Origin of the sequence: Winogradskyella sp. MIT101101 (assembly GCF_047126865.1) — a bacterium.
Lineage (GTDB): Bacteria > Bacteroidota > Bacteroidia > Flavobacteriales > Flavobacteriaceae > Winogradskyella > Winogradskyella ouciana.
In genome coordinates this window covers 518,091-541,613 of record NZ_CP138982.1, presented here as the reverse complement: position 1 = coordinate 541,613, position 23,523 = coordinate 518,091, and the positions used below count along the sequence as shown (strand labels likewise).

Here is a 23,523-nt window from a genome sequence, read left to right as displayed (position 1 = left end):
TATAGCTATAATCCTTTGGTAAGTTTATTCACTACTTTGTATTCTGATAAAAATTCTTTTAAAATAACCTTAATGGCTGTATATGCAGGTATTGCCACAATCATACCAACGACACCGAATAAAATTCCGGCAATAATAATTATAAGGAAAATTTCTAACGGATGCGATTTTACACTTTTAGAGAATATAAACGGTTGGCTGAAAAAATTATCAATCAGCTGTGCCGCGATAAAGCCTATCATTACATAAGTGGTTTTAGGTAAAATCACCAAGCTAAAGCTTTCGCCTAAGTTACTAGACATACTTAGCAAAAGCATTAAAAAACCACTGACTAACGGACCTACATAAGGCACAAGGTTTATTAAAGCACATAAAAATGCTATAACAACTGCATTATCAATACCAAAAATCAATAACACAATGGTATAGATTACAAATAGAATAAAAATCTGAAGAATAAGACCCACAAAATAACGTGACAATAGGTCTTTAATTTTTGTGAATGAGCGCTTAGATCGCATTTCGTTGCCCTTAGGAACGAAGGTCATAATACCGTCTTCAAATAACCTACTGTCTTTTAAAAAGAAGAAGGAAATGAACAGAACAGAAAACAGGCCAATACTAAAGCTTCCCAATCCGCTAATTAGACCATTGAAGAAATTTGGAATCAATGAAAAATCTAGCTTAGACAGTAAGTTAGAGTCCTTAATAGATTGTTCTACGTCAATATTATTGAACTCAAAATAGGTTACGATTTGCTGATAGAGGTTTTCAACATTGCTCTCTAGTTGTTGAAGGTTTAGTAACGATAATTTTTGTCCTTGATCCGCAATTAGAGGAATAAACATACCAATGAGCCCAATCAATAACCCAATAAAAAAGACCATGGTAACTACAACGGCAATGGTATTGTTAAACTTCAATTTCCGTCTTAAAAACAAGACAATAGGTCTTCCGATGAGCGAAATCACAGCTGCAATCGCTATATAAACTATAACAACTTGAATTTTATAAAGAAAGAATAAAATCAGGGCAATGGCCAGCAATATGCCTAAAGCTCTTAAAATACCATTTGCGATGATTTTTGAATTCATTAGTTTTAATTTACTCAAAGATGCTGAAATAAATTCAGCAAGACAAATTTAAAGATTGAGTTGCTTTGTTAATTCGTAAAGCGCAATGCTTGTGGCTTGTACTACATTCATACTACTATTGTTCCCGTACATATTGATATGTAAAATAGCGTCACACAGCTTTATTACATGTTCTGAAATTCCAAAATTTTCATCGCCTAATACTAATACAATAGATTGGTCGGTTTCTAACGTAAACTGACTGAGTTCAGTACTACTTTCAGTGATTTCTAAAGCGATCAGATAATGGTTTGTTGCTTTTAAATTTTTAATAACCTCGTTAATATTCGCTTCAACTTTATGATTCACATATTTTTCCGTTGAGCGTGATGTTTTGGTCATGCGCTTTCCTAATGGAATATTATCTCCACAGAATATAATTTGCTCAATACCAAAAGCATCAGCTGTACGGAACAAACTCCCAATATTTGGTGCGTTGGTAATGTTGTCACATACCAAAGTAATGGGATGTTTTTTGTTTTTTAAAGTTGGAAGTGTAATGGGTGAGTTGCATTTTAAGTAGTCAGTGTTGAAGTCTAGCTTCTAGTTTTCCTCTCTAAAGTATCAATTCAGTTTTCAAAAGCATACTTCACAATATTCGCGCCCATTTTAAGCGCTTTTTCGCGTACGTTATCAGGGTCGTTATGGACTTCTTGGTCTTCCCAACCATCACCCAAATCGCTTTCAAAAGTAAATAAGAGCACAAGTCTCCCTTCATGAAAAATCCCGAAAGCCTTTGGTGATTTGCCGTCGTGCTCATGGATTTTTGGTAAACCATTTGGGAAATCAAAGGCAGTACTAAAAATAGCATGATCCTTTGGTATTTCTCTCAGTTCATTATTAGGAAAAACTTTTTTGAGCTCTTTTGTGATGTAAGGTTCCATACCGTAGTTGTCATCGATATGAAGAAAACCACCTGAAATGAGATAATTTCTTAGGTTTTCGGCATCATCATCGTCAAAAAACACATTGCCATGACCTGTCATATGCAACAGCGGAAATTGATAAATATCAGTACTACCAACTTCTACCGTTTGTATGTTTTCATTGATATTGGTGTCAATGTTGTCATTACAATATTTTACCAAATTTGGTAGTGCTGTTGGGTTACTATACCAATCACCACCACCTTTGTATTTTAGTACTGCAACGTCTTGGGAAAAAAGTTGGGAAGTAAAAAGTATTACGAATAAAGCGATTAAGTTTTTCATAAATTATCCATTTACAAAAGCTACGGAATGGCAAGCTGTAATTGCGGCCGTTTCAGTCCGTAAGCGCGTATCACCCAAAGTTACTGGAATATAATTAGCTGCCAAAGCCATTTCAATTTCCTTAACACTAAAATCTCCTTCTGGCCCAATTAAAAGGATACAGTCCTCATTTGTTATCAACTCTGATTTCAAAGATTTTTTATCAGTTTCCTCGCAATGTGCAATAAACTTTTGACCTGAAAATTCTTGATTTACAAAATCCTGAAATGACATTGGAGCATTAAGCTTTGGCAAATAACATTGAAGAGATTGCTTCATAGCGGATTGAATGATTCTTTCAAAGCGTTCTAGTTTTACAACCTTGCGCTCACTATTATCGCAAATAATCGGTGTGATTTCTTCAATACCAATTTCAGTAGCTTTTTCTAAAAACCATTCGTAACGGTCGTTCATTTTTGTTGGTGCTACGGCCAGGTGCAAGTGAAAATTCCGTTTGGGTTGTAAATTTTTTGAAGTAATATTCACAGAACAATGCTTTGCGTCTGCTGAAATTAACTCTGCCTCAAACAGCCAGCCTTTTCCATTAGTAATGTGCAATTGGTCTCCAACTTTTTTACGAAGCACTTTTACAATATGTCGGCTTTCGTCTTTATCGAAACTAAATACACTATCGTTTTCCGATATATTTGGGTTGTAGAATAATTGCATTAATCGGTAGCTTCGGTATATTTTAAAACGGTAATCTCTTCTATAGGTTTGGCATCGTAAGTTTTAAGCACAATATAATACCATTTACCTTCTTCAATGTCTAAGGTAAAAATATCATTAGTATTATGATTTTTTATGGCTTCTTCAAATTCTGGGTGCATTTTCCCTTCAGGAAACCAGCCTAAATCACCACCACGATTGGCACTTATGTCCATGGAGTGTAGTTTTGCCAAAGCGTCAAATCTATAGCCTTGTTTGTATTGTGCCATAATTTTTGCTCTCTTTTTATTGATATCCTCCAGGCTCATTTTATTACCATCAAAATAGATATAGCTGGCTCTGTAGTGTAGCACGTTTTCTTTGTCAATAATTTTATAATAGGTGGTTTTATCTTCGCTTTTTACAACTTTTTTGGCACCTTTTGAGAGTTTAAAAAGGTCGTCTGCCAATCGTGTTTTGTGCTTTTCTTTATTGAAGGTATAGAGCTTACTCTTATTGGCTTTTTTATGGGTTTTGGCAAATGTTTTTGCTTCTTCCTTAGTGCTTATGGAATCTAATTCTTGTTCTAATGAATCTTGTGAAAAACTTAAGACTGGAATAAAAAACAGTAATGCTAAAAGTTGCTTCATGTTATATAGAGATTGATTGTACCACAAAACAAATAAATTTTAAAGTGAAATTGAGCTATAGTGATTTAGCTTATCAACAGATGTTTTAACAATTTAACCTAATCTGTTTTTTGAAAGTACTTCACCAAACTAATAACAATATTTAAAATTAATATTAGCTGAGAAACAGATACTGTTACTATAATAGTAACTAATACCTTAGTATTTTTTATTGGATTGTCAAAAAGTGGAAATCGAGAATTTGCACCTGATGGACTGACAAAATCATAAAAACTTAAAAATATTGTAAATAATAAAACGCCAGCTATTGTTATCGTAGTGTGAATTTTAGAAAGACCATCTATCAACTTTATATTTCCTTTAAAAAGAGACCAATAAATTAAGGCTAATATTAAAACTGATAAAAACATAAATACAAAAATATCCGAATATAGAATGACAGAATATGTACCAACGATATTAAAAACAAAAGTCAATTTTAGAAGCTTAGATATTAAGTAGGCTAAAGCCATTAGCAATGCTAAAAAGAAATAATATTTATGAGTTTTTAGTTTTAGCATTATATCTTCAACCGAGCCGTAGCCATTACATCAAAATCAGCAAAATTCTTTTCCAGATACTTTAAGTAGCCGACAATAGCAATCATAGCAGCATTGTCTGTGGTATATTCAAATTTTGGAATGTATGTAGTCCAACCATGTTTTTTTTCGGCGTCTTTTAAGGCTTTTCTTATTCCTGAATTTGCCGAAACACCACCACCTATGGCAATGTGCTTTATGCCAGTTTGCTTTACGGCAAGCTTTAATTTATCCATTAAAATACCAATGATGGTGTATTGTATGGATGCGCAAATATCATTCAGGTTTTCTTCAACAAAATTAGGATTGGCTTTCGTTTCGCGCTGTACAAAATAGAGGATGGCAGTTTTTAATCCTGAGAAGCTAAAATTTAAGCCATCAACTTTTGGTTTGGTAAACTTATAGGCTTTTGGGTCTCCGAGTTGTGCTCTTCTGTCAATTTCTGGACCAGCAGGATAACCTAAGCCTAAAACTTTTCCGCTTTTATCGTAGGCTTCTCCAACCGCATCATCAATAGTTTCTCCCAAGACTTCCATTTCAAAATGGCTGGTCACTTTCACTATTTGTGTGTGGCCACCAGAAATGGTCATGGCCAAAAAAGGAAAAGGTGGTTTATTGTGGTTATCCTCAGCTATAAAATGTGCTAAAATATGCGCTTGCATGTGGTTAACGTCAATCAATGGAATATCCAAACCATAAGCCAAGGATTTTGCAAAGGAAGTACCCACAAGAAGCGAACCCATTAAACCAGGTCCACGAGTAAAGGCAATAGCACTTAATTGGTCCTTGGGAATTCCTGCCTTTTCAAGCGCTTGATGCACAACTGGGACAATGTTCTGTTGATGTGCTCTCGATGCTAATTCTGGCACCACACCACCATATTCTGCATGTATTTTTTGGTCTGCAACAACATTGCTTAAAATTCTGTCGTTACATAGTACAGCAGCCGATGTATCATCGCAAGAAGATTCAATACCAAGGATATAAATATTTTCTTTTTCCATAGTCGATATTAGGCACAATAATTGTTAATTTTACCAGATAAGGTAAAACATTGTACAATACGGCATTTTGTGGTGTACAAATGTAGTGAAGATTTCATCAATTCATAAGCGTAAATTCTATCAAAAGAGTACTCAAAATAATAGGAAAAATAGTGGGCATATTTTTGTTGCTGTTTCTTATTATTTTTCTAATTCTGGGAATTCCTGCCGTACAGACTAAACTGGGTCAATATGTAACGGATAGGCTCAACGAGGATTATAAAACAGATATCAATGTTGGTCGCGTTGGACTTCAACTTAATGGAGATGTAGAATTAAAGGAAATTCTTATAAGAGATTATAAAAGGGATACGCTCTTTAGCATTGGTGAGCTCAACACATCGATTATCAGTTTCAGGAACCTTTATAACAGCAAATTGAATTTTGGAGACATAGACATTCAAAATTTGATATTTAATCTAAGAACTTACGAAGGTGCAACGGATACAAACCTGGATGTTTTCGTGGCAAAGTTTGATGATGACAATCCACGAAAGGAAAAAAGTGAATTTTTGTTTTCATCGAGTGATGTTTCTATAGAAAATGGTGTATTTCGGCTTATTGATGATAATAGAGAAATTCCTAAAATATTAGAGTTTACAGAACTCAATGCCAATACAACTAATTTTTTGATTGATGGGCCAAATGTTAGCTCACGTATCAATACCTTCAATTTCAACCATAGCCAAGGCGTTAGGGTAGAAAATCTTACAGCAGATTTTGAATATACTCTAAGCCATATGAACTTTGGTAATCTCGATATTAAAACGAAAGGATCACAATTAAAAGGGGATTTAAGGTTTGGTTATAAACGAGAGGATTTAAAGGATTTTACAAATAAGGTAAATGTTGATGCGAGTTTTAGGGATTCAAAAATCAATTTAACAGAATTAAATGCATTTTTTGATGAGTTTGGGGTTAATCAAAGTGCAAGTTTCAATGCTGATTTAACAGGCACTTTAAACAATCTAACAGCCAATAATCTTAATACCAGCACCACACGTAATACAAGAATTATAGGTGACGTCACTTTTAAAAACCTTTTTAGTAATAATGAAGAAGGTTTTACTATTGAGGGCGAGTTTCAAAATTTAGCCTCTAACTACAATGATTTAGTTGCTTTGCTTCCAAATATATTGGGGAGATCCATGCCTACTTTTCTTTCAAAGGTTGGAAATTTTAAAATCGTGGGAAAATCTTATGTTACTGCAAAGCAAATTGATGCAGATATTACCATAGATACCGATTTGGGTTTTATCGATTCCAATCTTAAACTTACAGAGATTAATGATATTGATAATGCTGTATATGTAGGTAATGTTATATTTGATGAATTTGATATAGGTGCATTAATTGATGATCCGTCATTGAAAAAGGCTTCGTTAGATTTAGATGTAGACGGTAAAGGCTTTACAGTAGACAACCTAAGAACTGATGTAAAAGGCGATATTTTTAGTTTAGAATATAATGATTATGTATATCAAAATATAGTTGTGTCTGGTGATTTAGGTAATAAAGTGTTTAATGGAGAGTTAAAAGCGGATGATGCCAATTTGCAACTAGAGTTTAATGGTTTGGCGGATTTCTCCCAAGAGCAAAAAAAATTCGACTTTAACGCTAATGTAGGCTACGCCAATTTAAAAACGCTGAATTTTGTAACTAGAGACAGTATATCAGAATTCAAAGGACTTGTAAATATGACCGCAACAGGCTCTACATTTGACAATGCCAGTGGAGCCATTAACATAACAAACACAACGTATAAAAATCAGGACAACACATATAACTTTCAGGATTTTGACATTGTATCTACTTTTAATGGTAATGAACGTACCATTGCAATTAACTCTCCAGACATTATTAATGGAAATATAAAGGGGCAGTTTAAAACCAATGATATTTTGGATTTGGTTGAAAACTCCATAGGTAGTATATATACCAATTACATTCCCAATGAAGTAGAAGGTGGTCAGTATATAGACTTTAAATTTAATATATATTCTAAAATTGCCGCAGTCTTTTTTAAGGATCTAATATTAGGTAAAAACACGTTTATAGAGGGTAGGGTAGAAACGGACGAAAGAGGCTTTGAACTAATGTTTAATTCTCCCGAGATTAAATTTAGAGATTATTTTGCCAATAATATTAATGTATCAGTAGATAATAGCAACCCACTTTACAATACTTTTATTGAAGTAGATAGTCTTGGAGCTGGAGTGTATAATGCATCAGATTTTACACTTATAAATGTTACTAAAAGAGACACCTTACTCGTTAAGACCGAATTTAAGGGTGGTAAGAACAATCAAGATGAATTTAATCTCAATCTATTTTATACCATTGATGAAGCCAACAAATCTATAGTTGGTTTCAGAAAATCTGATGTAAAATTTAAAGGTTATGATTGGTTTGTTAATTCAGAAAAAAATAGCTTTAATAAAATACGTTTTGATAGGCAGTTTAAATCCTTTGATATTTTTCCAATCACCATAAATCAGGGTAATGAGGAGATAGAGCTTTCGGGTATTATTAATGATAGAGCCAATAAAAATATAAGAGTAGATTTTAAGGATGTGCAATTGGTTAAGATTACGCCTCGTATAGATAGTCTTTCATTGAGAGGTATCGTAAATGGTAAACTAGATATTGTTCAGAATAATGGAGTGTATCTTCCTAAGTCAGATGTAGAGATAAGCAGCCTTTTTGTAAATGATTACGACCTAGGAAATTTAACAGCAAGTATAGTGGGCAATAACTCAATTACAGATTATAATGTAGATGTGTCTCTTGTCAATGATAACTTAACATCGCTATTGGCAAAAGGAACAATCGATGTCGCAGAACGCAACCCGAGAATAAACTTAGATGTCACTTTTGAAGAGTTTTTACTAGACCCACTGAATCCGCTCGGAGAAGGTGTTATAAGTAATATAAGAGGTCTTGTTTCTGGAAATGCAAAAGTCACAGGTAGCTTAAGACAACCAAGTATAGATGGAGAATTATTGCTTGATAGAGCTGGTCTTTCCATTCCGTATCTTAATGTAGATTACGGATTTGATTTCGATTCTAAAGTCTCACTTCGTAATCAGCAGTTTATTTTTAATAATGTTGCCATGACCGATTCTGAGTACTTTTCTAAAGGTACGCTCAACGGCTATATTGAACACAATAATTTTTCTGATTGGAAATTAGGTTTAAGGCTAGAAACAGATAGACTTCTGGTGTTAAACACAGAAGAGTCTGAAGATGAGCTCTATTACGGAACAGCTTTTGTTTCTGGGAATGCAGCCATAAAAGGGCCAACAGATCAATTGGTTATTGATGTTGACGGAAGCACAGCACCTGGAACGGTGTTTAATATTCCCTTAAATGATTCTGAAAGTTTTGGTGATAACTCATTTATTCATTTTTTAAGTCCAGATGAAAAGAAAGCTAGAATTAACGGCGAAGTTACCGAAGCTATAGAGGTTAAAGGACTAGAGCTTAATTTTGATTTAAATGTAAATCAGAATGCAACAATAGAAATAGTAATTGATAAGGAGTCTGGTAGCACTATAAGGGGTAAAGGCGAAGGTAACCTAGTGTTCTTAATCAACACTAACGGTACCTTCAATATGTGGGGAGATTTCTCAGTATTTGAAGGGGTTTATAATTTTAGATATCGTGGTTTAGTAGAAAAAAGATTTGATGTAGAACAAGGCGGAAACATTGTTTGGGAAGGTGACCCAATGAAGGCGCAAATAGATATTAAAGCTGTTTACCAAGGCTCGGCAAACCCATCGGTATTATTAGACAATCCAATAAATCAAAGCATTCCTGTTGAGGTTGAAATTCATCTTACGGGTCAATTGGAACAACCAGACCCACAATTCGATTTTAGGTTTCCAACAGTAACCTCTACGGTAAAATCTGAGTTAGATTACAGGTTAGCTTCTAAGGATGAGCGCGATAACCAAGCATTAATATTCTTGGCAACAGGAAGTTTTGCAAGCGGTGTAAATGATGTCAATTTTTCTGGTACTATAGCAGAACGTCTCAGTGGTATTGTCAATAATTTATTGGGAGGTGATAATGAGGATTTACGTGTTGGTGTAGACTTAGAGCTTGGTCAAGATACGCCAGAACTGCAAACCAATAGTAGAGTGGGTTTAACATTGCAAACTAAAATATCAGACAGAATTTTGGTAAATGGAAAAGTTGGTGTTCCTTTTGGTAGCGCAGCACAGACAACCATAACAGGAGACGTACAGATTGATTGGTTACTTAATGATGAGGGTACACTACGAGCAAAAGTATTTAATAGAGAGAACACTATTAGAAACTTTGGTGAAGAAATAGGCTATACCCAAGGTGTCGGATTATCATATAATGTAGAATTCGATACTTTTAAAGAGTTGATAGATATTATATTTTCCGGAAAAAACAAAAAGGATAAAAAGCTAAAAAAAGAAGAAGAAAAAAAGAACAAGGAAGAGGATTCTATGATGCCAGAATATATGTCCATGAAGAAAAAAGAAGACAAAAACTAAGTCCTAAACTACACTTTTCTGCTTTTTATTAAAATACTTATTAACGAAAACGTTTGAATTAGTTTTCGCTCTGTTTTTTTATCATAATAGCCGCTTTTTTGTTTGCATTGTTTCTTAATTTTACTTTCAAAAGAAATACGTTAATGTCAAATTCAATTAAAAAAATAGGAGTAATGACATCTGGAGGTGATTCTCCAGGAATGAATGCAGCCATTAGATCTGTGGTAAGGGCATGTGCTTATCATAAAATTGAATGCTATGGAATCTATAGAGGTTATGAAGGAATGATTGATGGAGATTTTGTGCAAATGGATGCGCGTAGCGTTAAAGGGATTATTAATAAAGGAGGCACTATCTTAAAGTCTGCAAGATCACAAACATTCAGAACAAAAGAAGGAAGAGCCAAAGCACACGAGGAATTAATTAAAGCAGGTATTGATTCCTTTGTGGTTATTGGTGGAGATGGAAGTTTTACAGGTGCCATGATATTTAATCAAGAATTTGGTTTTCCGGTAATGGGTATTCCTGGTACTATAGATAATGACATTTTCGGTACAACACATACTTTGGGGTATGACACTGCGCTGAACACAGTTGTAGATGCCATAGATAAGATACGAGATACAGCAAGTTCACATAATCGATTATTTTTTGTTGAAGTTATGGGTAGAGATGTTGGTCATATTGCTCTAAATGTAGGTATTGCAGGCGGTGCTGAAGAGATTTTAATTCCAGAAGAAGACTTAGGTTTAGATAGATTAGTTGAATCTTTACGAAGAAGTAAAAAATCCGGAAAATCATCAAGTATAGTTGTTGTAGCTGAAGGTGATAAAATAGGAAAAAGTGTATTTGAGCTAAAGGATTACGTGGATCAGAATATGGAAGGTTACGATGTAAGGGTATCAGTTCTTGGTCACATGCAACGAGGTGGAGCTCCATCGTGTTTCGATAGGGTTTTAGCAAGTAGAATGGGAGTAAGGGCTGTTGAAAGTTTAATAGCAGGAAAAAGCAACTTTATGGTTGGTCTTAAAAATGATATTATTGATTTAACGCCATTTGACCAAGCCGTAAAAGGAAAATCTAAAATAAATATGGAGCTTCTTAGAGTTTCAGATATAATGTCAATTTAATATAAACGAAAAATTAATTAATAGTAAGATATATGTCAAATTTAAAATTAGGAATCAACGGTTTTGGTAGAATAGGTAGAATTGTATTTAGAGCTACTGTAAACCGTGATGATGTAGATGTTGTTGCAATAAATGACTTATTGGACGTGGAGCATTTAGCATATTTATTAAAGTATGATTCCGTACATGGAAGATTCGATGGAGAAGTTGAAGTAGAAGACGGAAATTTAGTAGTTGATGGTAAATCAATTCGTGTCACTGCAGAGCGCGATCCTAAAAATTTAAAATGGGATGAAGCTGGTGCTGATATCGTAGCTGAGTGTACAGGTATTTTTACAACTTTAGAAACTGCTCAATACCATATAGATGGTGGTGCAAAAAAAGTTGTTATTTCTGCACCTAGTAAGGATGCACCAATGTTTGTTATGGGTGTGAATGACAATGAACTTAACGCAAGTCATACCATTGTATCAAATGCATCTTGTACTACAAACTGTCTAGCGCCTTTAGCTAAAGTTATAGAAGATAATTTTGGTATAGAAGAAGCATTAATGACCACAATACATGCTACTACATCTACTCAATATACTGTAGATTCACCTTCTAAAAAGAATTATAGGTTAGGACGTAGCGCTCTTAATAATATTATCCCAACTTCTACAGGTGCTGCAAAAGCAGTGGGCAAAGTAATTCCTGAGTTAGATGGTAAATTAACAGGTATGGCGTTTAGAGTGCCTACAGCAGACGTTTCTGTTGTGGATTTAACTGTTAAGACCAAAAATGAAACATCATTAAAGGAGATTAAAGCTGCTGTCAAAAAAGCGGCTGAGGGTTCTATGAATGGTGTTGTAGGTTATACTGAGGATGCCGTTGTTTCTCAAGATTTTGTAAGTGAGGTAAGAACAAGTGTTTTTGATGCTGACTCTGCGATAGAACTCAACTCTACGTTCTTTAAACTTGTAGCTTGGTACGATAATGAGTTTGGTTATTCAAATAAGTTAGTCGATTTAGCTCAGAAAATCAATAGTTTATAAAATGAATTTGAAATTCTGTAGAAGTTTGAACATCTCTCTTTCTACGGAATTTTGATATAAGAAAGCATATGATTTTAATTACTGACGGTGGATCTACTAAGTGCGATTGGATTGCTATAGATAAGAATGGAAAACAAGCAGCCGATAAAATAAGGACTAAGGGATTAAACCCTGCCATTATTGAAGAAAAAAAGCTCAGAAAAACCATTAGGAAGAATAAAGAGCTCATGGCTCTAGTTTCTGAAGTAACGCACATCTTTTTTTATGGTGCAGGTTGCGGAACCGAAAAACCTCGTCTATTACTAAAGTCTGTTTTAGAAGATTATTTTCCTCAATCTCTAGTTGAGGTCAGAGAAGATACATACGCTGCCGTTAGAGCTTGTATTAATACTAAGGACGAAGCCGCAGTGGTGTGTATTATGGGTACTGGTTCTAATTGTAGTTACTTTGATGGAAAACAATTGCATCAACGTGTAGATAGTTTGGGTTATACTCTTATGGATGACGCCAGCGGTAATTATTTTGGCAAACAACTCATAAGAGATTACTATTTTAACAAAATGCCGGAAGTAATTAAGTTGGCTTTTGAACACAAGCATAACTTAGATGCAGACTTTATTAAGTACAACCTGTATAAGCAAGCCAACCCAAGTGCTTATTTGGCGGACCATGCAGAGTTTATGTTTTTGAACAAAGATTCTGATTATGTTGTCAATCTAATAAAAAAGGGAGTTCGTCTTTTTACCGAAAATATGATACTTCAATTTAAAGAAGAATTAAAGAAGGGAGTTCCTGTTCATTTTGCGGGTTCTATAGCTTTTTTCTCTAAAAATGAAATTGAAGAAGTTGCAAAAGAGTACGGTTTTAAAGTTGGGAATTTTGTTAGAAGACCTATTGAAGGACTTGTAGATTATCATGTTAAGAATTTATAGTATTTAATAAGCTGTTAATAAATCTTAGTAGTGCTATTGTAAAACTTATTATTTGGTTATATCTTTGTGCAGCAATAAAAAAATGAAACGCAATTATGTTCGAATTTGATCAGTATTTAGGATTTTTAGCATTTTTAACCATATTAACTATTGGGTTTTGGTTAATGATTTTCCTTTTAACTTTTGTTATCCCTTACTGGGTATTTGGTTCGGCTATAGAGCGTTTTAAGGAAATTAGAGAAGAGAAGAAAGCAAAGCGTGAAAGTCTTTCACACTAAACATAACTACAAATAAATATAAGAGCGCAATTAGCGCTCTTTTTTTATGCTCAAAAATTAGGTAATTTAGTGAGCTAAATATCAACTTATGAAATTCCTATTCGTCTTCATTTTACTTTTTTCAATAAATCTCGATGCCCAGCAAATATTACCAGAGCGTCAACGCGCTGAAGTAGTAGATGATATTTTGAAGGATCGATTTGATAATCTACTACCAAAATTGATGGATGACACGGGTTTTGATATGTGGATTTTAATTTCAAGGGAATACAATGAGGATCCAGTTCTTAAGACCATGTTACCTGCAACATGGCTTAATGCAAGACGAAGAACAATTTTAGTGTTTTACAGAGATAAAGAGAACAATACTATTGAGAAATTAGCTGTGGCGCGTTATAATTTTGGTGAGAATATTATTTCTGCTTGGGACAAAGAAAAGGAACCGAACCAATGGAAACGATTGATTGAAATCATTGAAAAACGGAATCCTAAATCAATTGGATTAAACTATTCTGACCACTTTAACATTGCTGATGGCTTGGTAAAAACAGATTATGAAGCGTTTATGGCTCATTTGCCAAAACAATTTAAATCCAAAGTAAAATCAGCAGAGCAACTCGCTATCGGATGGATTGAAACCCGAACCGAAACCGAAATGGTGATTTACAACCAGTTGGTAGATATTACCCATAATATTATTGCAGAAGCATTTTCAGAAAAAGTCATTACACCCGGAATTACGACCACAACAGATGTGGAGTGGTGGATACGCGATAAGGTAACTGCTTTGGGCTTAGAAACATGGTTTCACCCAACAGTAGATGTACAGCGCACAGCAGAAGAATTAGGGAACCATCTCTATGCATTTTCAAACCGACCAGAAGATATGGTTATTTTGCCAGGAGACTTGTTGCACTGTGATTTTGGAATCACCTATTTAAGGTTGAATACTGACTGCCAAGAATTGGCTTATGTCTTAAAACCCAATGAAACTGAACCACCAAAATTTTTGATTGATGCGTTGAAAGACGGAAACCGAGTTCAAGATATATTTACCTCAAATTTTGAAACAGGAAAAACAGGTAACGCAGTTTTAAAAGAATCCTTAGATGAAGCAAAAGCTGAAGGTTTGCGACCTGCAATTTACACACATCCTTTAGGAACCTACGGTCATTCATCTGGTACCACTTTAGGTATGTGGGATTCGCAAGGAGGTGTCCCTGTTAATGGAGATTATCCGTTGCATGAAAATACAGTATATGCCATAGAACTAAATACAACAGTTACAATACCAGAATGGAAACGAGATATCAGAATTATGCTAGAAGAAGCAGGATTCTGGGGAAAAGATGGTTTTAGATATGTTAATGGTAGACAGACTAAATTATTAACTGTTCCTAGAGTTAAAGAACACTTAGGTGATTAAAATTAATCTGGATGAATAAAGCGACCAGCTGGCAATCCTTTTCTTAAATTCTCTTTACATTGTCTATGTTGGGCTTCAAATGTCTTTAGACTAGTTCCTTTACAAATGCCGTAGGAATAATGGTATCTTAAAATCTCTAAATCTATGGCTGTTAAATGTTTACTGTCAGAATAACAATTTGCTACATAATTATCACAATCTAAATCGTCTTGTAGATAGAACCAACCTAGAGTTCCAAAAAATAATTCTCTAATCTTTTGAATTGTTAATTTTTCTGAAAACATACGACTTTTTACAATTCTTAAATAACCACGTTCAATTTGATTTTTTCCATTCCATGAGATCCAATAATCAGATTTTTTTTTATTCTTTATCTCATTAAGATATTCGTAATCGGTATCATAGTAAATGACATAGTTAGAATCTTCTATTTTTTTAACTTTACTGATTTTAAGGCTATCTACTTCTTCATCTATTTTTTGAGCAAACTCCATAACATCACGTATAACCGATTTAGACATATTTTCTGAGAAATAGATTCTAATATCATCTTTCCAATATTTCATTGGTTTTGTATTGGAAGAATCTTTATGTATGGGCTGAAATGCAATCTTCTTATACAATTCTAAAAAAGTAGAATCTTTATATTCATAAGGTACAGCAACACCTTTTGGAGATATAAAACGATCAACTCTTATCAATGTATCTCCATTTTTAATTATAAACCCTAAAGAGTCACTTGGCTTATATTTTTCCTTAAAATGATCTTTCGGTACTAAATAACGCTTTTGGATATCTTTTTCTTGACTATAAATAAATAGTGTTATTATAAAGTAGGTTAACGATAGGTATATTTTTTTACTGTTCATTTTTACAGATGGATTTAGCTTTATTATTAAATTCTATTAAATCGGGTCTGGTAAATGGTCTGGGGTATATTTTAAAATAGTGTGATCTCAATAAATTGATGTCAAATTCTGATAATTTATTGGAATTGACGTATTTAGAATGTAATAAACTTTCAGTGGGTAATGATTTTCTTGATACAAATGGACCTAAGCTCATGAAAAACATTTGTTTTAATTTTTTGAGCGATAACTCCTCATTGTTTAAAACACTCTCATCTATTAATAGAGTTCCGCTATAAAACTTGTTATTATTATCTGAGATAAGATTATAAGTCGCCTTGCTATATGGACTTAACTCATCAAAATCCTTACTGTCAGTTTTAAAATTTGGAATAAGCGTGTCTGAAACTTTTATTACATAATTAGAATCATCTAAGGATTTTGAAAATGATAACTCAAAATTATTTACACTGTCAATTTGTTTAAAGAAGGTGATAAAGTTTTTCTTTAATTTTCTGGGAATATTCTTATCAATGAATACAATTATTTTACTATTCCATTGTTTAGTTTCAGCTAGTTTTCTATTCTTAGGTAATTCAAATTGTATAGCGTTGATGAGGTCTCTTATAGACTCGTTTTTTTTGAAATATTTACAAAATTTCTCAACATCTTTAATTTCAACTTTACCACTTAAGTTTACTAATGTATCCTTATCTAAGATTATATAATCTCTAATTTTATCCTTTAATTCTTTATCTAACGATTTAATTGAAACATAATCCTTCTTTTCGTCAAAGTCTAATACAAGATTTGATTGTGAAAAAGATAGTTGGTATACTAATGTTGTTATAATTAAAACGAGAATTTTTTGCATTCCTAAATATATAAAAAAGTAAGAATTATAACACTTTTTTTGAATGCCTATAAAACAAATAAGAAGCCAATAATCCTACAAGGGTAAATATGCCCATAATACCAAAAGCATGTTGTAAACCAACAGCACCAGGATTAGCATCCAAGAAAAAGCCCATCAACAAACCAGCGAAGATATCTGGTGTATAGCCCACAACAGAAATAAAACCAACTGCAGTTCCTGTGACGGCTAAAGGGATTTTTGCTTCTTCGAGCGTAGCAAAATATAATACTCTTGCAGAATACACACCAATTGCCATGGTACCGATTGATAATACAAACAGTAGAGTGGTGCTATCATTTATAATTCCTAAATAAAATATAAGGCTTGTTATAGTCATTAATAGAAACCCTATGATTATCCATAACGAAGCTCTTGTTCTGTCAGCAAGTAAACCGATAACGACACCAATTACTGGTCGCATATATAAAAGAGACGTTCCAACTTTTGCAGCTTCAATTTTATTGTAATTCATAACTTGTTCAGCATACTTACTAAATAGATCAGTCATTTTGTATCCGTAATAGGCGCAAAGAATTATAATCATTAGTAGCCAAACCGCACGGTACTTCATTACAATTTTAAAATTCTCCATCGTCAGCAGTTTGGCATTATGCTCTAATTTAATATCCTCTTCTTCGTTAAACCTTAGTAAAAAGAAAACTATAAAACCTATCAGCATTACTGCGATTGAGGTATATCTAATGACTTCTTTAAACGCTACACGACGTTCTTCAATTGAGGTCAGCTCAATGTCCTTTGTGATAAACAGAGAGAATATCACTACTCCAGCCGAGCCAAAAAGTGCGGCAACCAATCCGCGTCCACCATCTAAAAATCCAAATGCTATGCCTTGTTTGTTTGAGCCTCCCCAAATTCTGGTCGCTTTTATCATTGCTGCCCAAAACAAGAAAATAGTAGTGAAACCCCAAAATCCATAGAGGATATGAAGATTGACAAGGGTTGGGTAAGTTGACAAATAAAAGCCTCCTAAAGCAGTTAAAATTAATGCTACTGACATTAAAACATTCGGTTTGAATCTATCTGCCAACGGTCCGCCAAAAAGATATGATACCAAGGCAACGGTTCCGTATGCTGCAAAACAACTACCTATTTGCGTATCATTAATTGAGAAGGATTCTAAAAAGGTAGTCCTAAAAATACGCTGTAGTACAAACGGCAAAATAAAAACAGCCTCTGCTGCTAATATCAATAATAGTATTACATACAGAGGCTGTTTTTTATTGGTGTCTTGCTGCATTTAAACCTGTAAAACTCCTAAATTGAAAGGTTTCTCGATAGGAGCGTGGTTTGCAGCTTCTATACCCATACTAATCCAGGTTCTTGTGTCCAAAGGATCAATTACGCCGTCCGTCCACAATCTTGCTGCAGCATAATACGGTGAGACTTGGTTATCGTATCTCGATTTTATTTTGTTGAATAGTTCTTCCTCTTTTTCTTTAGTAATGGTTTCACCTCTCTTTTTAAGTGAAGCCGTCTCAATTTGCAACAATACTTTTGCAGCGGAATTTCCACTCATTACTGCTAGTTCTGCACTTGGCCAAGCCACTATTAATCTTGGGTCATACGCTTTTCCACACATGGCATAATTTCCCGCTCCATAACTATTGCCAATCACGATGGTGAATTTTGGAACCACAGAATTACTAACGGCATTAACCATCTTGGCTCCGTCTTTAATAATGCCTCCGTGTTCGGATTTACTTCCTACCATAAAACCTGTAACATCTTGCAAGAAAACAAGTGGGATTTTTTTCTGATTGCAATTCGCTATAAAACGTGTAGCTTTATCTGCTGAATCATTATAAATCACTCCACCAAACTGCATTTCACTTGGTTTAGTTTTGGCACCAGTGGTTTTTACAATATGACGTTGATTGGCAACAATTCCAACCGCCCAACCATCAATTCTAGCGTAAGCTGTAATGATAGTTTTACCATAACCTTCTTTGTATTCCTCAAATTCAGAGTTATCAACCAAACGCTTTATAATGTCTTTCATATCGTATTGGTCTGCTCTGCTCTTTGGAAGAATTCCATAAATGTCTTCAGGATTTTCTTTAGGCTTAGCAGGTTTTGTACGGTTGTAGCCAGCCTTATCATAATCGCCTATTTTATCCACTATGTTTTTAATAGTATCTAAAGCATCCTTATCATCCTTTGCTTTATAATCAGTAACTCCCGAAATTTCGCAATGTGTAGTTGCTCCGCCCAAAGTTTCGTTATCGATAGTTTCACCAATCGCAGCTTTTACTAAATAGCTCCCAGCAAGAAAGATGCTTCCGGTTTTATCAACAATAAGCGCTTCATCGCTCATTATAGGTAAATAAGCACCACCAGCAACACAACTTCCCATTACGGCAGCAATTTGAGTGATGCCCATACTGCTCATCACAGCATTATTTCTAAAAATACGACCGAAATGTTCTTTGTCTGGGAAAATTTCATCTTGCATCGGTAGAAACACTCCAGCACTATCAACGAGATATATAATAGGTAATCGATTTTCAATAGCGATTTCCTGAGCTCTTAAGTTCTTTTTTCCTGTAATAGGAAACCATGCTCCCGCTTTTACGGTGGCATCGTTGGCAACTACAATACATTGTTTACCTTTTACATATCCGATCTTTACAACAACTCCACCAGATGGGCAACCTCCATAATTTTCATACATATCCTCACCAGCAAAGGCACCGATTTCAATGGACTTGGATTTAGGATCCAAAAGATAATCAATCCGCTCGCGAGCTGTCATTTTTCCTTTGCCATGATGTTTGGTGATACTTTTTTCCCCACCGCCAAGTTTTACTTTGGCCAAACGTTTTTTAAGATCAGAAAGTAGAAGTTTATTGTGGTCCTCGTTCTTGTTGAATTTAATATCCATAGGCATTGCCCACACAAGTGGGTATCTATTTGTTGTAATTTTATTTTGCACGAATTTACAAAACCAATTGTTGTATAAAAAGTGAATGTTTTGTTAAATAATATTACATGGAAATATATTCCTTGGAATATAAATTTAATTTTCTTAAATTTGATAAACTAAAAAAACAACAGATGAAAAATATATTAGCCTTTGCAGGCAGCAACAGTTCAGATTCAATAAACAAGCAATTATCTATATATGCAGCATCCTTGGTTGAGGGTGCTAAGGCAACTATATTAGATCTTAATGACTTTGATTTACCTATTTACAGCAAGGATTTAGAAGCGGAAAAAGGCATACCAGAGAATGCTACAAAATTTTTGGATTACATAAAACAAAGTGACGGAATTGTATTGTCTCTTGCAGAAAATAATGGAGCATATTCAGCGGTATTTAAAAACTTATTCGACTGGCTTTCTAGAGCTGAGCAGAAAAATTGGTTGGGTAAACCGATGTTGTTAATGGCAACATCACCAGGAGCAAGAGGTGGGCAATCGGTTTTGCAGATGGCTGAGGATCGCTTTCCTCGTCACAATGCCAATATCGTTGGTAAATTCTCATTGCCGTCATTCAACGATAATTTTTCGGATGGAAAAATCATTAATGACGATCTAAATAACAAATTAAAAGAAGAGGTTAAACAATTTGAAAAAAGCCTATAATTATGAAAATTCAACAACAGGATAACGACAAAAAAGGAGAATTTTTTTATGAAGTTGATGGCCAAAAACTAGGTTTGATGACCTACAGCCATGCTGGAAATGATAAAATAATAATTGACCATACTGAGGTTGATGAATCGCTTCAAGGTCAAGGAGTAGGTTACAAGCTAGTTGAAGCGTCAGTAGATTATGCCAGGGAAAACAACCTTAAAATTATGCCACTTTGTCCATTTGCTAATGCCGTTTTTAAGAAGCGTAGTGAGTATAATGATGTAAGATTTTAGTTATGGGAAATTTTGCCAAAGAAATAAACTCAACATTCCCAAACAATAGAGTAAAGGCTTTGCTCAATATTGTGTATACGGCAAACTGGATTACGAGTTATCAAAACGAATTCTTTAAAAGTTATGGAATTTCACCACAACAGTACAATATATTGAGGATTTTGCGTGGTGCTGATGAACCTTTAAAAGTGCAAACTATAAAAGATAGAATGTTAGAGCGTTCACCAAATGCAACACGATTAATGGACAAACTTTGCGCTAAAAACCTAATTGAACGTTTGCCATCTGAACATGATAGACGAGTGGTAAAAATAGCGATAACGGAACAGGGGTTGAATTTATTAAAGTCTATACCAAACGATTTAAATAGAGATTTAATCAAAAATTTAAGTGAAGAAGAAGCAGAGCAGTTAAGCAATCTTCTTGATAAAATGCGATAGAAAATTACAGAAATCAAAGAAAGGAAAATTATAATGAAAACAATAGTGCATAAAGCAGATAGTAGAGGGTTTGCCAATCATGGATGGCTACAGGCCAATCACTCATTTAGTTTTGCGAGTTGGTACCAGCCAGATAAAGTTCATTTTGGTGCTTTAAGAGTGTTGAATGATGACATTATTGCCCCTAAAATGGGTTTTGGTACGCATCCACACGACAATATGGAAATTATTACCATTCCATTAAAAGGTGAATTAAAACATCGTGACAATATGAAAGACGATTGGCAAAAAGTACTTCCTGGTGAAGTGCAGGTTATGTCTGCAGGAACCGGAGTACAACATTCAGAAATTAATGGATCGGTTGATGAATACCTGAGCTTATTTCAAATTTGGATTATCCCTGAAAAACGAAGTGTTGAGCCACGCTATGATCAAAAGAAGTTTAATGCAGAGGATAGAAAAGGAAAACTTCAAACACTGGTAACTTCATTTAAAGATAATGATGAGGAAAGCTTGAAAATTCATCAAGATGCAAAACTTTCGAGAATTGATTTATCTGAAGGAGAAACTTTTACTTATAATTTAATGAGTAAAGACCATGGTGTTTATGTTATGAATATTTCTGGCGAAAGTGAAATAAATGAAGAAAATCTAGATTCTAGAGATGCCGTTGGAATTTCAGAAACGGATTCATTTACTGTAAAATCTATTAGTAATACTGAGCTATTATTCATTGAAGTTCCAATGATCGAATTATAAATATCGAAAGGTTTTAAGTTAGAAGCATCACAAATAGTGATGCTTTTTTTATTTAAAATGCGATATTTGTATTTCAACTAACTAACATAACTAAAACAGAACAAGAATATGGCGATGAATAAAAACACAGTATTGGCATGGGCAACCGTGCTAATGATAATAATGGGAGTGGTGCTTATCCTTATGGGCGCGTATAGATATGATGATGTCGCTGGATGGGGATTTGCAACAGTCGGCTTTGGCTTTTTTGCAATAGCATGGGTGTTTAATGCATTAAAAGGGAGAGTATAATGAGTGACGACAAAAAAATAATTTTCTCAATGTCTGGTGTAACCAAGACATTTCAATCTGCAAATACACCAGTTTTAAAGAATATTTATCTCAGTTTCTTTTATGGAGCAAAAATTGGGATTTTAGGTCTTAACGGTTCTGGTAAATCTACATTATTAAAGATTATAGCTGGAGTTGACAAAAATTATCAAGGAGATGTGGTGTTCTCTCAAGACTATTCTGTTGGTTATTTAGAACAAGAGCCTCAGCTAGATGATGATAAAACGGTAATGGAGGTTGTACGGGAAGGTGCTGCAGAAACCGTAGCAATTCTTGACGAATATAACAGTATCAATGACCAATTTGGCTTAGAGGAGGTCTATAGTGATCCAGATAAAATGGAAAAGCTTATGAACCGACAAGCTGAGCTTCAAGATCAAATTGATGCTGCAAACGCATGGGAATTAGATACTAAATTAGAAATCGCCATGGATGCTCTACGCACACCTGAAGGCGATAAAAAAATTGGTGTATTATCTGGTGGTGAGCGTCGTCGTGTAGCCTTATGTCGTTTATTGTTGCAAGAACCAGATGTATTGCTTTTAGATGAGCCTACCAACCATTTAGATGCAGAATCAGTTCATTGGTTAGAACATCATTTAGCACAATACAAAGGAACGGTAATAGCTGTAACTCACGATAGATATTTCTTAGATAACGTTGCAGGCTGGATTTTAGAGCTCGATAGAGGAGAAGGTATTCCTTGGAAAGGAAACTACTCATCTTGGTTAGACCAAAAGTCAAAACGATTAGCACAAGAAAGTAAGACAGCATCAAAAAGACAGAAAACCCTTGAGCGTGAGTTGGAGTGGGTGAGACAAGGTGCCAAAGGTCGTCAGACTAAGCAAAAAGCACGTTTGAAGAATTACGATAAGCTGATGAGTCAAGACCAAAAGCAGCTTGACGAAAAATTGGAAATCTATATACCAAATGGACCACGTTTAGGAACCAACGTTATAGAAGCTAATGGTGTAGCCAAAGCTTACGGTGATAAATTACTTTATGAGGATTTAAACTTCAACTTACCACAAGCAGGAATTGTAGGTGTTATTGGACCAAATGGTGCTGGTAAAACTACCATTTTTAGAATGATAATGGGAGAGGAAACTCCAGATAAGGGTGAGTTTAAAGTAGGGGAGACAGCAAAAATTGCTTATGTAGATCAAAAACACTCCAACATTGATCCAGAAAAAACAATTTGGCAAAATTTTAGTGATGAGCAAGAACTCATCATGATGGGAGGTCGCCAAGTAAATTCAAGAGCATACTTAAGTCGATTTAATTTTTCCGGTAGTGAACAGAATAAAAAGGTGAGTCTACTCTCAGGAGGGGAAAGGAACCGTTTACATTTGGCTATGACACTAAAAGAAGAAGGTAATGTATTACTTTTAGATGAACCTACTAATGATTTAGATGTCAATACGTTGCGCGCCTTAGAAGAAGGTTTAGAAAACTTTGCAGGTTGTGCGGTTGTTATTAGTCACGATAGGTGGTTTCTGGATAGAATTTGTACACACATCTTGGCTTTTGAAGGTAATAGTCAGGTGTACTTCTTTGCAGGTAGTTTCAGTGATTATGAGGAGAATAAAAAGAAACGACTTGGCGGTGATTTAATGCCAAAACGAATTAAGTACAAGAAATTAGTGCGATAAGCTTAATGCATACCAACAAAAAATGCCCGCAACATGTGGGCATTTTTTGTTATTTCA

The 23,523-nt window shown here is 34.4% G+C and carries 23 protein-coding genes; 12 read left to right on the top strand and 11 right to left on the bottom strand.

Annotated elements, in window-relative coordinates; genetic code table 11:
- Positions 1 to 5 precede the first annotated feature (5 nt).
- From SIB89_RS02475 to tsaD, 7 genes are all read right to left on the bottom strand, one after another.
- Positions 6 to 1,094 carry an AI-2E family transporter gene (locus SIB89_RS02475; RefSeq protein WP_412561027.1) on the bottom strand — a complete coding sequence of 363 codons (1,089 nt, stop codon included), beginning with the start codon at positions 1,092 to 1,094 and terminating at the stop codon, positions 6 to 8.
- 48 nt (positions 1,095 to 1,142) lie between these two features.
- Positions 1,143 to 1,592, bottom strand: coding sequence for a TrmH family RNA methyltransferase (locus SIB89_RS02470; protein ID WP_412561026.1), 450 nt, complete (start codon positions 1,590 to 1,592; stop codon positions 1,143 to 1,145).
- Between the two features lie 110 nt (positions 1,593 to 1,702).
- Complete coding sequence (locus SIB89_RS02465) at positions 1,703 to 2,344, bottom strand: DUF4159 domain-containing protein (protein WP_412561025.1); 642 nt, start codon at positions 2,342 to 2,344, stop codon at positions 1,703 to 1,705.
- A gap of 3 nt (positions 2,345 to 2,347) precedes the next feature.
- Complete coding sequence (locus tag SIB89_RS02460) at positions 2,348 to 3,052, bottom strand: 16S rRNA (uracil(1498)-N(3))-methyltransferase (RefSeq protein ID WP_412561024.1); 705 nt, start codon at positions 3,050 to 3,052, stop codon at positions 2,348 to 2,350.
- On the bottom strand, positions 3,052 to 3,681 hold the full coding sequence (locus SIB89_RS02455; protein ID WP_412561023.1) for a peptidylprolyl isomerase: 630 nt from the start codon (positions 3,679 to 3,681) through the stop codon (positions 3,052 to 3,054). Before SIB89_RS02455 ends, SIB89_RS02460 begins: the two co-directional genes overlap by 1 nt.
- Positions 3,682 to 3,779: 98 nt before the next feature.
- Positions 3,780 to 4,241, bottom strand: coding sequence for a hypothetical protein (locus SIB89_RS02450; protein WP_155087355.1), 462 nt, complete (start codon positions 4,239 to 4,241; stop codon positions 3,780 to 3,782).
- Positions 4,241 to 5,263 carry a tRNA (adenosine(37)-N6)-threonylcarbamoyltransferase complex transferase subunit TsaD gene (gene tsaD, locus SIB89_RS02445; RefSeq protein WP_412561022.1) on the bottom strand — a complete coding sequence of 341 codons (1,023 nt, stop codon included), beginning with the start codon at positions 5,261 to 5,263 and terminating at the stop codon, positions 4,241 to 4,243. The genes SIB89_RS02450 and tsaD overlap by 1 nt, the downstream gene beginning before the upstream one ends.
- Before the next feature lie 152 nt (positions 5,264 to 5,415).
- Between tsaD and SIB89_RS02440 the strand changes: the two genes are divergently transcribed.
- The 6 genes from SIB89_RS02440 to SIB89_RS02415 all read left to right on the top strand — a co-directional run bounded on the left by SIB89_RS02440 (position 5,416) and on the right by SIB89_RS02415 (position 14,631).
- Positions 5,416 to 9,831 carry a translocation/assembly module TamB domain-containing protein gene (locus SIB89_RS02440; protein WP_412561021.1) on the top strand — a complete coding sequence of 1,472 codons (4,416 nt, stop codon included), beginning with the start codon at positions 5,416 to 5,418 and terminating at the stop codon, positions 9,829 to 9,831.
- Between the two features lie 143 nt (positions 9,832 to 9,974).
- Positions 9,975 to 10,961: a 6-phosphofructokinase gene (pfkA, locus tag SIB89_RS02435; RefSeq protein WP_412561020.1), complete on the top strand. Its 987-nt coding sequence runs from the start codon at positions 9,975 to 9,977 to the stop codon at positions 10,959 to 10,961.
- Positions 10,962 to 10,993: 32 nt separating this feature from the next.
- Positions 10,994 to 11,995 carry a type I glyceraldehyde-3-phosphate dehydrogenase gene (gene gap, locus SIB89_RS02430; protein WP_412561019.1) on the top strand — a complete coding sequence of 334 codons (1,002 nt, stop codon included), beginning with the start codon at positions 10,994 to 10,996 and terminating at the stop codon, positions 11,993 to 11,995.
- Between the two features lie 68 nt (positions 11,996 to 12,063).
- On the top strand, positions 12,064 to 12,927 hold the full coding sequence (locus tag SIB89_RS02425; protein ID WP_412561018.1) for an N-acetylglucosamine kinase: 864 nt from the start codon (positions 12,064 to 12,066) through the stop codon (positions 12,925 to 12,927).
- Positions 12,928 to 13,022: 95 nt separating this feature from the next.
- A complete protein-coding gene (locus tag SIB89_RS02420; RefSeq protein WP_155087360.1) occupies positions 13,023 to 13,205 on the top strand; it encodes a hypothetical protein in 183 nt (60 codons plus the stop codon).
- An 88-nt stretch (positions 13,206 to 13,293) separates the two neighbouring features.
- On the top strand, positions 13,294 to 14,631 hold the full coding sequence (locus SIB89_RS02415; RefSeq protein WP_412561017.1) for a M24 family metallopeptidase: 1,338 nt from the start codon (positions 13,294 to 13,296) through the stop codon (positions 14,629 to 14,631).
- A gap of 2 nt (positions 14,632 to 14,633) precedes the next feature.
- Here SIB89_RS02415 and SIB89_RS02410 read toward each other — a convergent pair whose 3' ends face one another.
- From SIB89_RS02410 to SIB89_RS02395, 4 genes are read right to left on the bottom strand one after another with little or no spacing between them, the layout of a single operon-like run.
- Positions 14,634 to 15,500 (bottom strand): hypothetical protein, encoded by an 867-nt coding sequence (locus SIB89_RS02410; protein ID WP_412561016.1) that lies wholly within the window; start codon positions 15,498 to 15,500, stop codon positions 14,634 to 14,636.
- A complete protein-coding gene (locus SIB89_RS02405; protein WP_412561015.1) occupies positions 15,490 to 16,353 on the bottom strand; it encodes a hypothetical protein in 864 nt (287 codons plus the stop codon). Before SIB89_RS02405 ends, SIB89_RS02410 begins: the two co-directional genes overlap by 11 nt.
- A 25-nt stretch (positions 16,354 to 16,378) precedes the next feature.
- A complete protein-coding gene (locus tag SIB89_RS02400; protein ID WP_412561014.1) occupies positions 16,379 to 17,653 on the bottom strand; it encodes an MFS transporter in 1,275 nt (424 codons plus the stop codon).
- A complete protein-coding gene (locus SIB89_RS02395) occupies positions 17,654 to 19,297 on the bottom strand; it encodes an acyl-CoA carboxylase subunit beta (RefSeq protein WP_412561873.1) in 1,644 nt (547 codons plus the stop codon).
- A 173-nt stretch (positions 19,298 to 19,470) separates the two neighbouring features.
- Between SIB89_RS02395 and SIB89_RS02390 the strand changes: the two genes are divergently transcribed.
- The 6 genes from SIB89_RS02390 (at position 19,471) to ettA (ending at position 23,466) form a co-directional block, all read left to right on the top strand.
- Positions 19,471 to 20,001, top strand: a complete 531-nt coding sequence (locus SIB89_RS02390; protein ID WP_412561013.1) for an NADPH-dependent FMN reductase — start codon at positions 19,471 to 19,473, stop codon at positions 19,999 to 20,001.
- 2 nt (positions 20,002 to 20,003) lie between these two features.
- A complete protein-coding gene (locus SIB89_RS02385) occupies positions 20,004 to 20,285 on the top strand; it encodes a GNAT family N-acetyltransferase (RefSeq protein WP_155087366.1) in 282 nt (93 codons plus the stop codon).
- 2 nt (positions 20,286 to 20,287) lie between these two features.
- Positions 20,288 to 20,725: a MarR family winged helix-turn-helix transcriptional regulator gene (locus tag SIB89_RS02380; protein ID WP_412561012.1), complete on the top strand. Its 438-nt coding sequence runs from the start codon at positions 20,288 to 20,290 to the stop codon at positions 20,723 to 20,725.
- A gap of 33 nt (positions 20,726 to 20,758) precedes the next feature.
- Positions 20,759 to 21,484 (top strand): pirin family protein, encoded by a 726-nt coding sequence (locus tag SIB89_RS02375; RefSeq protein ID WP_412561011.1) that lies wholly within the window; start codon positions 20,759 to 20,761, stop codon positions 21,482 to 21,484.
- Between the two features lie 108 nt (positions 21,485 to 21,592).
- Positions 21,593 to 21,775, top strand: coding sequence for a CAL67264 family membrane protein (locus SIB89_RS02370; protein WP_273290890.1), 183 nt, complete (start codon positions 21,593 to 21,595; stop codon positions 21,773 to 21,775).
- The gene (gene ettA / locus SIB89_RS02365; RefSeq protein ID WP_412561010.1) at positions 21,775 to 23,466 is read left to right on the top strand and encodes an energy-dependent translational throttle protein EttA; all 1,692 of its coding nucleotides are present in this window, start codon (positions 21,775 to 21,777) and stop codon (positions 23,464 to 23,466) included. The genes SIB89_RS02370 and ettA overlap by 1 nt, the downstream gene beginning before the upstream one ends.
- The last annotated feature ends 57 nt before the right edge of the window (positions 23,467 to 23,523 follow it).